Source organism: Brachybacterium sp. ACRRE, from assembly GCF_022346485.1.
GTDB lineage: Bacteria > Actinomycetota > Actinomycetes > Actinomycetales > Dermabacteraceae > Brachybacterium > Brachybacterium halotolerans.
On record NZ_JAKRMO010000010.1, the window covers coordinates 58,907 to 72,273 of the forward strand.

Genomic DNA, 13,367 nt, shown 5'->3' on the forward strand with positions numbered 1-13,367 from the left:
GGAGGAATGATGAGCTCCGCCACCGACCCGCACACGCAGCAGCCCAGCGAGGAGGCCAGCACGCCCTCCACCCACAACCCCGTGGTGACGTGGGTGCTGTTCATCGTCGTGTTCGGCCTGTTCATCGCCGGCCTGTGGGTCATGAGCCTCTACACGATCGCGTGGTTCCTCTTCGTGATCGGGCTGCTCATGTGCATCCTCTCCCTGTTCCTCGCCTTCCAGGCGATACCCGCGCTGCTGCGCTGAGTCCGCAGCCGCGCCACCGCTGACCGCGCGCGGCGCCCGCCGCAGGGCCATGGCCCGCAGCAGGGCCCCGCACCGCGCCGACGGGCCCCGCTCTCCGCCGTCGGAGAGCGGGGCCCGTCCTCGTCCCGCCCGTCTTCGCCCCCTCCCCTCGTCCCGCGCCGCACCGATCCGGAAACCTGGGTGACCGTGACCTCGTCCCGCTCCTCGCGCCAGACCCGCCCGCCCCGTGCGCCCGTCGCCGCCGACGCCCGCCGCGCGCGCTGGGCGGTCTCGCTGATCTTCTTCCTCAACGGGGCGTCGTTCTGCGCGATCCTCCCGCGCTACCCGCAGCTCGTGGAGTCCATCGGACTGTCCAACGGGTCCTTCGGCCTGGCCGTGGGTCTGGGGCCGATCGGCGGGCTCGCCGCCGGGCTGCTGGCGGCCCCGCTCATGGCCCGCTTCGGCTCGGCGAGGGTGGCGGTCGCCTTCCAGGTCGTCGCGAGCACCGTCCACCTGCTCGTCTACACCTCGGCGACCTGGCTGTGGCTCGCGGTCGCGCTGTTCCTCGCCGCAGCGAGCGACTCGATCACCGACGTCTCGATGAACGCCCACGGCATGCGCGTCGAGCGCCGGTACCGGCGCTCGATCCTCAACAGCTATCACGGCTGGTGGTCGCTCGGCGCCGTCACCGGCGGCATCCTCGGATCCGTCTGCGCGCAGCTCGAGGTGCCGCTGTGGATCCAGGGCCTCGTGGGCCTCGTGCTCTTCGGGTCCCTCGCCCTGGGCAGCAGGCGGTTCCTCCTCACCGGCCACGACTCCACCGAACGGCGGCCCGCGGCCCTCGAGGCGGGGCTCGCCGCCCCGTCGGCCGCTTCCGCCGCGGCCCCAGCGGCGGCGACGGAGGAGGCGGTGGTCGGGGAGACTGCCGGCGCGACGTCGGGCGCAGCTGGGACGTCGGGCGCCGACGCGACAGCGGGAACCGGCGCGACGACGGCCGGCGGGGTGACGCGCGCGAGCACCCTGCGCGGGCTGCTGCTGATCGCGGCGCTGGGGCTCGTGCTCGTGTTCGCGGGAGCGACCGAGGACGCCGGCAACACCTGGGGCGCCCTGTTCATGCGCGACACCTTCGCGGCGACGCCGTTCCTCGCGGGTCTCGCCTTCGTGGCCCTGCAGGGCGCGCAGACCGTCGGCCGCTTCCTCGGCGACGGCGTGGTGGACCGCCTCGGCGACCGCCGCACCGCGCGGATCGGCGCGCTGCTCAGCGGCGCGGGCATGGCGATGGCGCTCATCTTCCCGCATCCGGCGACGGCGCTGATCGGCTTCGCGTGCGCCGGCTGGGGGATCGCGACCCTGTTCCCGGCGGCGTTCCGCGCGGCCGACGAGATGGAGGGGGTCCCGCACGGGCTCGGCATCACCGTCGTCGGCTGGTTCGCCCGCATCGGCTTCTTCGTGACGCCGCCGATCGTCGGCGCCCTCGCCGACGCGCTCACCCTGCGCTTCGCGCTGTGGCTCGTGCCGCTCTACGCGCTCGGGATCCTCGTGTTCGCCGGAGTGCTCTCCGGGCGCGCGGCCCCGGCGACGGAGGCAGAGGCGCAGTCCTGAGACGCCCGCGGTGGGCGGTTCACTGCAGGAGCGAGAGGTCCCCCGCGCCCTCGCGTCGGATCTCGGCGACGTCACCGGTGAGGTCGATGACGCTCGTGGGCTCTGTGCCCACGTCCCCGGAGTCGATGATCACGTCGAGCTGGTGGTCCAGCGCCTGCTGGACCTGCCAGCCCTGCGACGGCGGGGTCTCCTCGCCCGGGAGCAGCAGCGTCGAGGAGACGATCGGCTCGCCGAGGGCCTCCACGAGCGCCCGGTCCACGCGGCTGTCGGGGATGCGCACCCCCACGGTCTTCTTCTTCGGGTGGGCCATCCTGCGGGGCACCTCCTTGGTGGCCCGCAGGATGAACGTGTAGGGCCCCGGCGTCAGGTTCTTGACCAGGCGGAAGGTGGGGTTGGAGACCAGCACGAACTGCGAGAGCTGTGCGAAGTCCGAGCAGACGAGCGTGAAGTCGTGATCGGAGCCGACCTGCCGGATGCGGCGGATGCGCTCGAGCCCCTCGTGCGCCTCGAGGGCGCAGCCCAGGGCGTAGCAGGAGTCGGTGGGGTAGGCGATCAGCCCGCCGTCGCGCAGCACGCGCACCGTCTGCTCGATCAGGCGCGGCTGCGGGTCCACGGGATGGATGTCGAGATATCGGGCCATGCCCGATGCTACGTCCGGCGGGGGCCGACGGGGGAGTGCCCTCTCACGCGCCCCGCTCAGGCGACGACCACGAACTCCCGGCCCAGCCACTTGGTGCGGCGCAGGCGGACCACCGCGCTGATCGGCACGGGGCCGCGGATGTGCGGATAGGAGCGGCCGGTGCCGCGGGAGTCCTCCTCCACGTCCACGGCGATGCCCGCGGCCTCCACGCGCTGCACGTCGATCTCGAGGATCACCAGGTCCGTCGGCCGATCCGGGTAGACGCGCTTGGCGACCATCGAGATCTGCTCGGGCCAGGAGGCGTGGATGAAGCCGACCTCGGCGAGGCTGCGCCCGCGGGTGGAGCACGTGTAGCGCCCGGTGGGCACCGCCGCGTCCCAGGAGGAGCGTTCGGTGATGTGCCAGATCAGGGGCGCGGGCATGACCGGCAGTGTACCGTGATGCCCCATGGGAGCACGGGGACGGATCGTCGAGGGACTGCGCATCGCGCACGCGGCGGACCGGGAGAGATTCGAGGCGCTGCTGGACGACCGCCTGGTGGGTGTCCTCCAGTACGGCCCGGGCAGCGCGGAGGGCGTGCGGGACCTGCGCTCGACAGTCGTCTCCCCGGAGCACGGGGGCCAGGGCATCGGCACCGCCCTCGTGCGGGAGGCTCTCGCCGAGACCGCGGAGGAGGGTCTGGACGTCGAGGCGACCTGCTGGTTCGCCCGCGGCTACCTCGAGCGGCACCCCGAAGGGACCCGTTCGACGCAGCGTCCCACCGATGAGGCCGGCCGCGAGCCGGGGGAGGGCGACGCGTGACCTTCAGGATCATCACCGTGTGCACCGGCAACATCTGCCGCTCGCCGATGGCCGAGTACATGCTGCGCGGCGCCTTCGAGGACGAGGGCCTGGCCGACCAGGTCGAGATCTCCTCCGCGGGCACCACGAGCTGGGAGACCGGCGAACCCATCGATCCTCGGGCCGGGGCGAAGCTGCGCGAGCTCGGATTCGACCCTTCGGGCCACCGGGCGCGCCAGGTCACCCCGGAGGAGCTGCGCGACGTGGACCTGGTGCTGGCCCTGGACCACGATCACGTCGGGCCGCTCGAGCGGATCGGCGGGCGCGGCGTCTCCGGTCGCCTCCACATGCTGCGCGAGTTCGATCCCGAGGCCCCGGAGGACCTGGGCATCCGCGACCCCTGGTACGGCGACAGCAGCGACTTCGAGGACACCGCGCGCAAGATCGAGGCCGCCTCCCGGGGCATCGTCGAGCACGTGCGCGGGCACCTCCCGGGCCGCGGCTGAGCCCTCGCCGCCCCGCGCCGCACAGCGTCCGCCCGCGCCGCACAGCGTCCGTCCGGGCCGGACATCGCCCGCCCCGCATCCTGCGCCCGCATGAGATCCTGGCATCCCGCGATGCAGGAGGACCTCCGATGACCATGTCTGCGGCGGATCCCCTCCGCCTTGACACCCTCGCACTCGCCCGCGCGCTGCGCGACGGAGAGGTCGATGTCCGCGAGCACACGGACAGGGTCTTCGCACAGGCCCGCTCCGTCGGCCCCCGTGTCGGCGCCTTCGCGCATCTGCTCGAGGACCGCAGCCGCACCCAGGCCGAGGCGGCCGCCCAGGAGCTCGCCGCTGCGCGCAGCGACTCCGAGCGCGATGCGCTCGCGCGCACGCGCCCCCTGCTCGGTGTGCCGCTGCCCATCAAGGACCTCACCCGGATCCAGGGCGAGCCGTTCGAGGCGGGCAGCGCGGTGCTGGCCGGCACGCGCGCGGATGTCAGCGACGGCGTCGCCCAGGACATCCTCGACGCGGGCACCGTGACCATCGGGAAGACGACAACCCCCGAGTTCGGCCTGCCCTGCTACACCGAGCCCGCCACCACGGCGCCCGCCCGCACGCCCTGGGACACGCGCCGCACCGCCGGCGGCTCGAGCGGAGGAGCGGCCGCGGCCGTCGCGAGCGGCATCGTGCCGATCGCCCAGGGGTCCGACGGCGGCGGCTCCATACGCATCCCCGCCGCGTGCTGCGGCATCGTCGGCATCAAGCCCTCGCGAGGGCTGGTCTCCCCGGGGCCTCACGGCGCCGAGGGGCCGGGCCTGGTGACCGACGGGATCCTCGCCCGCACCGTGCGCGACGCGGCACTCGGGCTCGACCTGATCGCCCATGTGCGCCCCGGCGACGCCTGGGGCCGACGTGCCCCTCGCGATGGCTGTCTCGCACCGCTCGAGCAGGCCTCCGGCGGACTGCCCGGCACCGGCGGCAGTGGCCTGCGCATCGGCGTGCTCACCGAGCCCCTCGCGATCGCGACCGACGTGCACCCGGCCGCGCTGCGCGCCGTCGAGCGCGCGAGCTCCCTGCTGCGCACGCTCGGACACGAGGTCACGACGGTGCCCGCGCCCTTCCATACCACGCGCTGGCGCACGTTCATGCCCCTGTGGACCGTGGGCGCCGCCGCCCTGGACCTCCCGCCCGAGGCCGAGGCCCTGCTCCTGCCGCTCACCCGCTGGCTGCGCGAGCGCGGGCGCGAGTACGACGGCCGCGCCGTCACCGGCGCCCTCGCGGGGATGCAGATGCTGGCCCGTGAGGTGGGGGAGGCCTTCGACGGCCTCGACGTCGTGATCACCCCGTCCCTCGCCGCGCCCCCCGCATTCCCGGCCGACCTCCAGCTGGAGGATCCCGAGGCGGACTTCGACGCCCAGTGCGCCTTCACCCCCTGGACGAGCACCTGGAACATGACCGGTCGCGCGGCGATGTCGGTGCCCCTGCACAGGGAGGAGATCGACGGCGTCGAGCTCCCCTTCGGCGTGCAGCTGGGCGCCGTGCGCGGCGGTGACGACGAGCTCCTGCTCGCCCTCGCCGCCCAGCTCGAACGGGCCGATCCCTGGCCGCTCGTGCGCGAGGTCGCTGTGCCATGAGCGGCGGACAGGGACCGAACGGGGCGTCGGGCCCGACGGGTCCGACGGCCGTGCGCGTGGACGTGTGGCTGTGGAGCGTGCGCCTGTTCCCGACCCGTTCCGCCGCCACGGCGGCCTGCCGCGGCGGGCACGTGCGGCGCGACGGCGACCTCGTGAAGGCCTCGCAGCGGATCTCCGTGGGGGACGAGCTGCGGGTGCGTCGTCCCGGACGGGAGCGGATCGTCGTGGTCACCCGGCTGCTCGAGAAGCGCGTCGGCGCGCCCGTCGCCCGCGAGGCCTACGAGGACCATTCGCCGGAGCCCGCGCCGCAGCTGCTCGCTGCGCCGCCCCGCCGCGACCGCGGCGCCGGCCGGCCCACCAAGAAGGACCGGCGGGAGATGGACCGTCTGCGGGGTCGCGGGATGGCTTCCGCCGAGGCCCTCGGCGAGACCTCGGACGACCTCAGGCCCGGGAGAGCAGCTCGCGACGATTGACCGTGAGACGGTCCAGCAGCTCCCTCTCGTGCGCCGTGGCCTTCGGGCTCGCCCCGTCGGCCAGCAGCCGCTGACGGGTCGAGGCGAGCTCCGCGGACTCCCGGATGAAGCGCTTCATGACGGGAAGGGCGCCCATCGTGCGCGCCCAGGAGCGGCCCTCGCGCCGTCCCTTCCAGGTCCCCAGCATGGTGACCTCCTCGTGCGTGAGCCAGCCGAGGTTCGCGTACTCGCCCAGGCGCACGCGCGTCAGGCGCGACTCGTCCCAGACCAGGACGGCGATCAGAGCGAGCCACAGGGCCGAGAGCGCGAACTCGAGCAGCAGCATGACGATCAGGCCCCCGAGACCGGGGAACAGGAACGAGGACAGGTTCCACATGCAGTGCAGGAACATGCCCGGCCACGTCGCCACGAAATAGACGAGCGCGCCCGGCACGGTGCCCCACTTGCGTGCGACGAGGCCCATGATCACGCCGGTCAGAGAGGTGTAGATGGCGTGGCCGAAGATGCCGATGATCCCGCGGATCACCACCGAGACCGCGACGCCCGAGGCCGCGCCGTGGTCCCAGGCGGTCCCGTAGTACGTGATGTTCTCGGTGAACGCGAATCCGCCGCCGATGAGGGCCCCGTAGACGAGGCCGTCGAGCGGGCCGTTGAAGTAGCGCCGTCCCACCAGGAACAGCACCACCAGGCCGAGACCCTTCGCGCTCTCCTCGGTGAAGGGCGCGCTGATCACGGCCCCCACGAACGAGGCGGCGCCCTCGTCGCCCGTCACCTGGTAGGCGAGGATCGAGACCCCGGTGTTGACCACGTACGCTGTGCCCGCGGCGGCTGCTGCGCCCCACAGCACGGCGCTGATCAGCAGGGGGATCGGCTGGGGATCCCAGCGGTCCGCGAGCACGATCACCCCGATGATGACGACGAGGGAGAACGAGGCGAGGACAGCCTCGAGCACCCAGGCACCGGGACTCGAGCCCTCCAGCACGTACAGCAGGAACAGCAGGGTGAGCAGCACGAGCAGCCCGAGACCCAGGAGCACCGCGAGGATCCAGCCCAGCACGATCGGCAGCGGCATGCCCGCCTTCGGCTGCTGCTGGACCTCCTGGATGCGACGGGTCTGCGTCGCCCACGCCGAATCCGGCTGCGCCTGCTGCGGGCGCTGCACCGGTGCGGGAGCGAAGCGCGCACGGGTCAGCGGCCCGGCGGGACGGCTCGAGGTGTCGTACAGGCGCGGCAGCTCGTAATGGACGTACTGACCGCCCGGCTGCCCCTGGCTCTGGCTCTGCCCCTGGCCCTGCGGGCCCGGTCCGCCCTGCGGAGCGGAGCCATGGCCCGTGAACGGCTGCTGCCCGGGCCCCTGCTGTCGACCGGGCGCCTGCTGTCGACCGGGCGCCTGCTGCTGCTCCCGGGGCGGAGGCTGGAGCGGGCGCCGCTGCGGAGGCTGCTGCGGGGGCTGAGGGGCGGACGGCGGATGCGTCATGGGGTCCTCGTGGGGAACGGGAACGGCGGGCGGGAGCCGAGGAGGCGCCGGAGTGCCGATGCTACCGGGAGGGTGATCCCGCGTCCGGGGAGGGCCGACGAATGTGGACGACGGTCTCGGTCCCGTCACTCTCCGCGAGTATCGTGATGCAGGCCATGGGAAGGCAGGGGTTGAGCGGAATAGACTCAACTTCCCTGACGTTGCAACGTGTGACGGGTCGCGACGGACCGTGCCCCGCCGTGCGCCTCGTCGAGGGTGCGCGTGCGGTCTTGGTCCTCGCAGCGGCCCGGAATCGACCATCCACGAACCGGAGGCAGCGACTGTGGAGTTCCACTTCACCACCCGTTCCCAGGAAGCCGTGGCCCAGGCCGCCGAACGGGCGGCGGAGCTCGGCAACCCCCAGGTCGTCGCGATCCACCTGCTGTGGGCTCTCGCCCAGCAGAAGGACGGCATCGCGCGCGCCCTGCTCGAGAAGGTCGGGGCGGACCCCGACCGCATCGTCGAACGCTCGACCCGGGCGATCGACGCCCTGCCGCGCGTGAGCGGCAGCGACACCCATCCGACCTTCGTCGGCAGCGGCTACGACGCCCTCGAGGCGGCGCGCCGCGAGGCCGACGAGGCCGGCCGCACCCATCTGTCCACCGAGCACCTCCTGATCGGCATCGCGCTCGGCAAGGACGACGCCGCACGGCTGCTCGCCGATTTCGGCGCGACGCCCCGCACGCTGCGCGATGCCCTTCCCGCACTGATCGGAGAGAACCCCATGGATACGGAGAACCCTGAATCGACCTTCGAGAGCCTGGAGAAGTTCGGCCTCGACCTCACCGAGCAGGCCCGCGAGGGCAAGCTCGACCCCGTGATCGGCCGCGACGCCGAGATCCGCCGCGTGGTGCAGGTGCTCAGCCGCCGCACCAAGAACAACCCCGTGCTGATCGGCGAGCCCGGCGTCGGCAAGACCGCCGTCGTCGAGGGCCTCGCCCAGCGCATCGTCGCGGGCGACGTCCCGGCGTCCCTGCGGGACAAGACCCTGATCTCCCTCGATCTGTCCTCGATGGTGGCCGGCTCGAAGTACCGCGGCGAGTTCGAGGAGCGGATGAAGGCCGTCCTCGACGAGATCCGCACGTCCAACGGCCAGATCATCACGTTCATCGACGAGCTGCACACGGTCGTCGGCGCCGGCGGCGGCGGTGACGGCTCGATGGACGCGGGCAACATGCTCAAGCCCATGCTCGCCCGCGGCGAGCTGCGCATGGTGGGCGCGACCACCCTCGACGAGTACCGCGAGAACATCGAGAAGGACCCGGCCCTCGAGCGCCGCTTCCAACAGGTCTTCGTCGGCGAGCCCAGCGTCGAGGACACCATCACGATCCTGCGCGGGCTCAAGGACAAGTACGAGGCCCACCACAAGGTCTCGATCACCGATGCCGCGCTGGTCGCCGCCGCGACGCTCTCGGACCGCTACATCTCCGGCCGGCAGCTGCCGGACAAGGCGATCGACCTGGTCGACGAGGCAGCGTCGCGCCAGCGCATGGAGCTCGACTCCTCGCCGGTGGAGCTCGACATCCTGCGCCGCCAGGTGGACCGTCTGAAGATGGAGGAGCTGGCCCTGCAGGGCAGCGACGATCCCGGCAGCCAGGCGCAGCTCGAATCGGTGCGCGGCCAGCTGGCCGACCGCACGGAGAAGATGGACGAGCTCTCGGTGCGCTGGGAGCGCGAGAAGGCCGGGCTGAACAAGGTCGGCGACCTCAAGGCGCAGCTCGAGCAGCTGCGCATGCAGGCCGATCGCGCCCAGCGCGAGGGCGACCTCACCGCCGCCTCGAAGATCCTGTACGGCGACATCCCCGCGCTCAAGAGCCAGCTCGTGGACGCCGAGGAGGTCGAGGCCTCGGGCGAGGCCGAGGAGTCCCGCCCGCTGGTCTCCGATCGCGTGGGTCCCGACGACATCGCCGAGGTGGTCTCCAACTGGACCGGCATCCCCGCCGGGCGCATGCTGCAGTCCGAGACGCAGAAGCTCCTGGACATGGAGGACATCATCGGTGAGCGCCTGATCGGGCAGCGTCAGGCCGTCACCGAGGTCTCCGACGCCGTGCGGCGTGCCCGTGCGGGCATCGCCGACCCGAACCGTCCCACCGGATCGTTCCTGTTCCTGGGGCCGACGGGCGTGGGCAAGACCGAGCTGGCGAAGTCGCTCGCGCAGTTCCTGTTCGACGACGAGCGTGCGATGACCCGCATCGACATGTCGGAGTACGGGGAGAAGCACAGCGTCTCCCGCCTGGTCGGCGCCCCTCCGGGATACGTCGGCTACGAGGAGGGCGGCCAGCTCACGGAGGCGGTCCGCCGCCGCCCGTACACGGTCGTGCTGCTGGACGAGATCGAGAAGGCCCACCCGGACGTCTTCGACATCCTGCTGCAGGTCCTCGACGACGGCCGCCTGACCGACGGCCAGGGCCGCACGGTGGACTTCCGCAGCACGATCCTGATCCTCACCTCGAACCTGGGGGCCCACTTCCTGCAGGACCAGGCGCTCAGCGAGAAGGAGCGCCGCGACAACGTCATGAACGTGGTGCGGGCGAGCTTCAAGCCCGAGTTCCTGAACCGCCTGGACGACGTCATCATGTTCGACGCCCTCGACCGCGGGCAGCTCGCCCGGATCGTGCGCCTGCAGGTGGCCTCGGTCTCCGCGCGGCTCGCCGAGCGCCGGATCACCCTCGACGTCGACGACGCCGCGACCCAGTGGCTCGCCGACGAGGGCTTCGATCCGCTCTACGGGGCGCGCCCGCTGAAGAGGCTCGTGCAGAAGGAGATCGGCGATGCCCTGGCGCGCATGATCCTGCGCGGCACGGTGCACGACGGGGACCACGTCTCCGCGGGCGTCGTGGCCGACGGGTCGGGTCTCGAGCTGCACGTGGTCGGCTCCGCGGAGGACGGCGACCTGCGGGAGTCGGATGCCGATGCCCGCGAGGCGGAGGACGCGATCCTCGAGGACACCTCCGCCCCGCAGGACACCGCGGCCCCGGTCGACCTCTCGGACGTCGACCTCGGCAGCGAGGACGACAGGGCGCAGCGCTGACGTCCCGCCCTCCGCGGGGTGAGACCCCGGCCCGCAGGGCCCCATCCGCCATCGCGGCGGATGGGGCCCTGCGGCATCCGGCGCCGTTCCTCACTCGTCCCAGGGCATGGGGGCGACCCTCCGGCGCATCTCCAGCAGAGGCTCGGTGTCGGTGAGGTTGGTCCTGCGGCGCTCGAAGTCCTCCATGAATCCGTCGACCTCCCGCTGGTGCGCGCGCATCTCGTCGCCGTCGATGCCCGTGCCCTGGAAGATCGGGGAGTCGAGGATGTCGGCCTCCGCCTCCAGCTGCGTCGAGATCATCGGTCCGAAGGACGTGATCGGCGTGGTGGTCGCGGTGTGCGCGGCGATCCCCAGCTCGCGGTAGGCGCCGGTCTCCATGGCGCGTGCGGCGCCGGGGAGATCCCCGTCGCCCAGGGCGCCGCCCACCTCGTCCTTGGTCTGCAGGACGCCGCCGAGCAGCTGATCGGTGCCTGACAGCATCGAGCCGACGGCGGACTTCTCGCCGAACAGCGCCTCGTCGGGTGCGTGGGAGAGCCGCATGGCGGCGAACAGCGGAGCCGTCTCCTCGCCGAGGCCGTGCTCGGTCGCGAACGACTCCATCCGCCCGCGCATGGACTCGACGTGCTCCCGGGCATCCAGCGCGGCCTGGGCCTCGCCGGCATAGGGCACGCGCGCGAGCAGCGAGTGCCGCAGCTCGGATCCCTGCTGCTCATGGCTCGGGTCGAGGTCGAAGGACGGATCATGGGGGCGCACCGGTGCATCGAGCGCCGCCGCGCGCTCGCGCACCGCCTCCGCGAGACCGGGGTCGATCGGATGGGCGAAGGGCTTCCCCGGAGACAGCCAGCCGGGGACCGGACGCCGGGCGAGCTCGAAGAGCTTCTTCGCGAGCTCGGAGGAGGTCTCGTCCACCCAGCGGCTCATGCCCTCCGGATCGTCATATCCCAGCGGGTGCGGCTCGACGAGATCGTGCACGTCGTCCTCCTCGAGCCCGGTCGCGTCCTCGAACAGGTCGAAGAGACCGTTGCGCGCCATCGCGCCGAGATCGAGGCCGTCGGCCCCGGAGCCCGGACCGATCTGCGCCCCGCCCGGGACGATCTGCGCCCCGCCAGCCCCTTCCGCGCCGCTCACCCGCTCCTGCTCATCGGCCTGGGATCGCAGAACATCGGAGAGGGCATGCAGGCTCGCGCTGTGCGAGCGCAGCTGCCGCCCCGCGGTCGCGGCAGCTGCGCGGAAGGCCTCCGCGTCGGGCCCCTCCCACCGCAGGCCGCCGGCGGCATCGAGCACGCCCGCCCGTGCCTCCAGGCCTGTGGCGGCGCTCTCGAACCGCCGGGCGAGCTGCTGCATCTGCACCGTGTCGCATCCCAGGAATCCACTCATGCCGCGGACGCTACGCAGATGAGGCTGCGCTCGCCGGGGGAGCGGCGCCGCTGTGGAGAACTCGCGGTGGGGAGGAGTCGTCAGGGCCGCGGAGCGCCGCGTCCACGGGTCCGAAGGGCAGAAACCTTCGCGCCCCTCCCGCCGCCCGTGCTTCCCTGGGCGGCATGACCACGCACCCCACGACACCGGCCGGCGCCGGCGCCCGGCCCGCGCAGCCCGCACAGTCCACGCTGAAGACCCTGCTCGGCACGGGGATCGGCAACGCCCTCGAGTGGTACGACTGGAACATCTACGCGAGCTTCGCGGTGTACTTCTCCGCCCAGGCGTTCAACGGTGACGACAAGGCCTCGGACTTCCTGGCGACCATGGCGATCTTCGCCGTCGGCTTCGTCGCACGCCCCTTCGGCGGCGTCGTCTTCGGCTGGATCGGCGACCGCATCGGCCGCAAGCACGGCCTGACCATCGCCGTGCTCTGCGCCTCGGCGGGATCTCTGCTCATCGCGCTGCTGCCCACCTACGGCCAGATCGGCGTCGCCTCCTCCGCCCTGCTGCTCGTGGCGCGCCTCGTGCAGGGCCTCGCCCATGGCGGCGAGCTGCCCAGCGCCCAGACCTACCTGGCCGAGCACGCGCCGCGGAACCGGCGGGGGTTCTGGGCCAGCTCGATCTACGTCACGGGCACGCTGGGGCTGCTCGCGGGGCTCGTCGTCGGCCTGGTCCTCTCCGGCGTGCTCACGGAGGCGCAGATGAGCGCGTGGGGCTGGAGGATCCCGTTCGCGGGCGGCGCCGTCCTGGGGCTCGTCGCCCTCTGGATCCGCAGCTCCATGGACGAGTCCGAGGTGTTCGAGGAGAACAGGGCACAGCAGGAGGCCAGCGGCTCCAGGGCCAACGTCTGGCTCGCGCTCGCGCGCAACTGGCGCACCGGGCTCATCGTCATCGGCATGACCGCGGGCCTCACGGTCTGCTACTACGTGTGGTCGGTGTCGATGGCCTCGCTCGCCCAGCAGAACCTCGGCTATTCCGGTTCCGAGGCCTTCGAGGCCTCGATGATCGGCAACGTCGTGCTGATCATCGCCCTGCCGCTGTGGGGCATCGCCTCGGACCGCGCGGGCAGGAAGACCTGCGCGGTGATCGCCCTGCTGGGGTCCGCGATCGCCTACATCCCGCTGGTGCTGCTGATCCAGGGCGAGTTCTGGCAGCTGACCCTCGCGATCTGCGTGCAGCTCGCGCTCCTGGCCGGCTTCCTCTCCCACGCCCCCGCGATGTACGCGGAGATGTTCTCGACCGCCGAGCGCACGAGCGGCTTCGGCATCCCCTACGCGATCGCGATCGCCGTGTTCGGCGGCACCGCGCCGTACGTGAACACCTTCGTCTCGACCCATGTGGGCTCGGGCACCGGCGGGCAGATCGCCTTCGGCATCTACGCGATCGCGCTGCTCGTGATCTCCACGCTCACCATCGTCCTGTGCCTGCCCGAGACCAGGGGCAAGGACCTGCGCGAGGTCGGCTCCGCCTCCGTCGAGGGCGCCGCGGGCGTCGCGACGTCGCCCCGGTGACGCCGCCCCGCTGACGGCGCCGGGCCCCGGCGCCGATGCGGGGGCCGA

12 protein-coding genes are annotated in these 13,367 nt (G+C 72.5%); 8 read left to right on the forward strand and 4 right to left on the reverse strand.

Annotated features, from left to right (window positions below):
• Positions 1-9: 9 nt before the first annotated feature.
• A complete protein-coding gene (locus MHY49_RS04790) occupies positions 10-246 on the forward strand; it encodes a hypothetical protein (RefSeq protein ID WP_200501313.1) in 237 nt (78 codons plus the stop codon).
• 186 nt (positions 247-432) lie between these two features.
• Positions 433-1,827, forward strand: a complete 1,395-nt coding sequence (locus MHY49_RS04795; RefSeq protein WP_239202948.1) for an MFS transporter — start codon at positions 433-435, stop codon at positions 1,825-1,827.
• A 19-nt stretch (positions 1,828-1,846) separates the two neighbouring features.
• Here the strand turns inward: MHY49_RS04795 and MHY49_RS04800 are convergent, their stop codons facing one another.
• Together MHY49_RS04800 and MHY49_RS04805 are read right to left on the reverse strand one after the other, a co-directional pair.
• The gene (locus tag MHY49_RS04800; RefSeq protein WP_228358723.1) at positions 1,847-2,467 is read right to left on the reverse strand and encodes an L-threonylcarbamoyladenylate synthase; all 621 of its coding nucleotides are present in this window, start codon (positions 2,465-2,467) and stop codon (positions 1,847-1,849) included.
• Between the two features lie 56 nt (positions 2,468-2,523).
• Entirely contained in the window at positions 2,524-2,889 is a 366-nt protein-coding gene (locus MHY49_RS04805; protein WP_152353396.1) for a DUF952 domain-containing protein, read from the reverse strand.
• Positions 2,890-2,914: 25 nt separating this feature from the next.
• On the opposite strand from MHY49_RS04805, the gene MHY49_RS04810 reads away from it, so the two are divergent.
• The 4 genes from MHY49_RS04810 (at position 2,915) to MHY49_RS04825 (ending at position 5,842) form a co-directional block, all read left to right on the forward strand.
• Positions 2,915-3,268, forward strand: coding sequence for a GNAT family N-acetyltransferase (locus MHY49_RS04810; protein WP_200501311.1), 354 nt, complete (start codon positions 2,915-2,917; stop codon positions 3,266-3,268).
• Entirely contained in the window at positions 3,265-3,753 is a 489-nt protein-coding gene (locus MHY49_RS04815) for a low molecular weight protein-tyrosine-phosphatase (RefSeq protein ID WP_239202949.1), read from the forward strand. The genes MHY49_RS04810 and MHY49_RS04815 overlap by 4 nt, the downstream gene beginning before the upstream one ends.
• A gap of 128 nt (positions 3,754-3,881) precedes the next feature.
• Positions 3,882-5,369: an amidase gene (locus MHY49_RS04820; protein ID WP_239202950.1), complete on the forward strand. Its 1,488-nt coding sequence runs from the start codon at positions 3,882-3,884 to the stop codon at positions 5,367-5,369.
• The gene (locus MHY49_RS04825) at positions 5,366-5,842 is read left to right on the forward strand and encodes an RNA-binding S4 domain-containing protein (RefSeq protein WP_239202951.1); all 477 of its coding nucleotides are present in this window, start codon (positions 5,366-5,368) and stop codon (positions 5,840-5,842) included. The genes MHY49_RS04820 and MHY49_RS04825 overlap by 4 nt, the downstream gene beginning before the upstream one ends.
• Here MHY49_RS04825 and MHY49_RS04830 read toward each other — a convergent pair.
• Positions 5,811-7,319, reverse strand: a complete 1,509-nt coding sequence (locus tag MHY49_RS04830; RefSeq protein WP_239202952.1) for a PrsW family intramembrane metalloprotease — start codon at positions 7,317-7,319, stop codon at positions 5,811-5,813. The genes MHY49_RS04825 and MHY49_RS04830 overlap by 32 nt on opposite strands.
• Positions 7,320-7,641: 322 nt before the next feature.
• Here MHY49_RS04830 and clpB point away from each other — a divergent pair, with 322 nt between their 5' ends.
• On the forward strand, positions 7,642-10,389 hold the full coding sequence (clpB, locus tag MHY49_RS04835) for an ATP-dependent chaperone ClpB (protein WP_370645981.1): 2,748 nt from the start codon (positions 7,642-7,644) through the stop codon (positions 10,387-10,389).
• A gap of 90 nt (positions 10,390-10,479) precedes the next feature.
• Here clpB and MHY49_RS04840 read toward each other — a convergent pair whose 3' ends face one another.
• The gene (locus MHY49_RS04840; protein WP_239202953.1) at positions 10,480-11,766 is read right to left on the reverse strand and encodes a hypothetical protein; all 1,287 of its coding nucleotides are present in this window, start codon (positions 11,764-11,766) and stop codon (positions 10,480-10,482) included.
• Between the two features lie 164 nt (positions 11,767-11,930).
• Between MHY49_RS04840 and MHY49_RS04845 the strand changes: the two genes are divergently transcribed.
• Positions 11,931-13,319, forward strand: coding sequence for an MFS transporter (locus MHY49_RS04845; RefSeq protein WP_239202954.1), 1,389 nt, complete (start codon positions 11,931-11,933; stop codon positions 13,317-13,319).
• Positions 13,320-13,367: the final 48 nt, after the last annotated feature.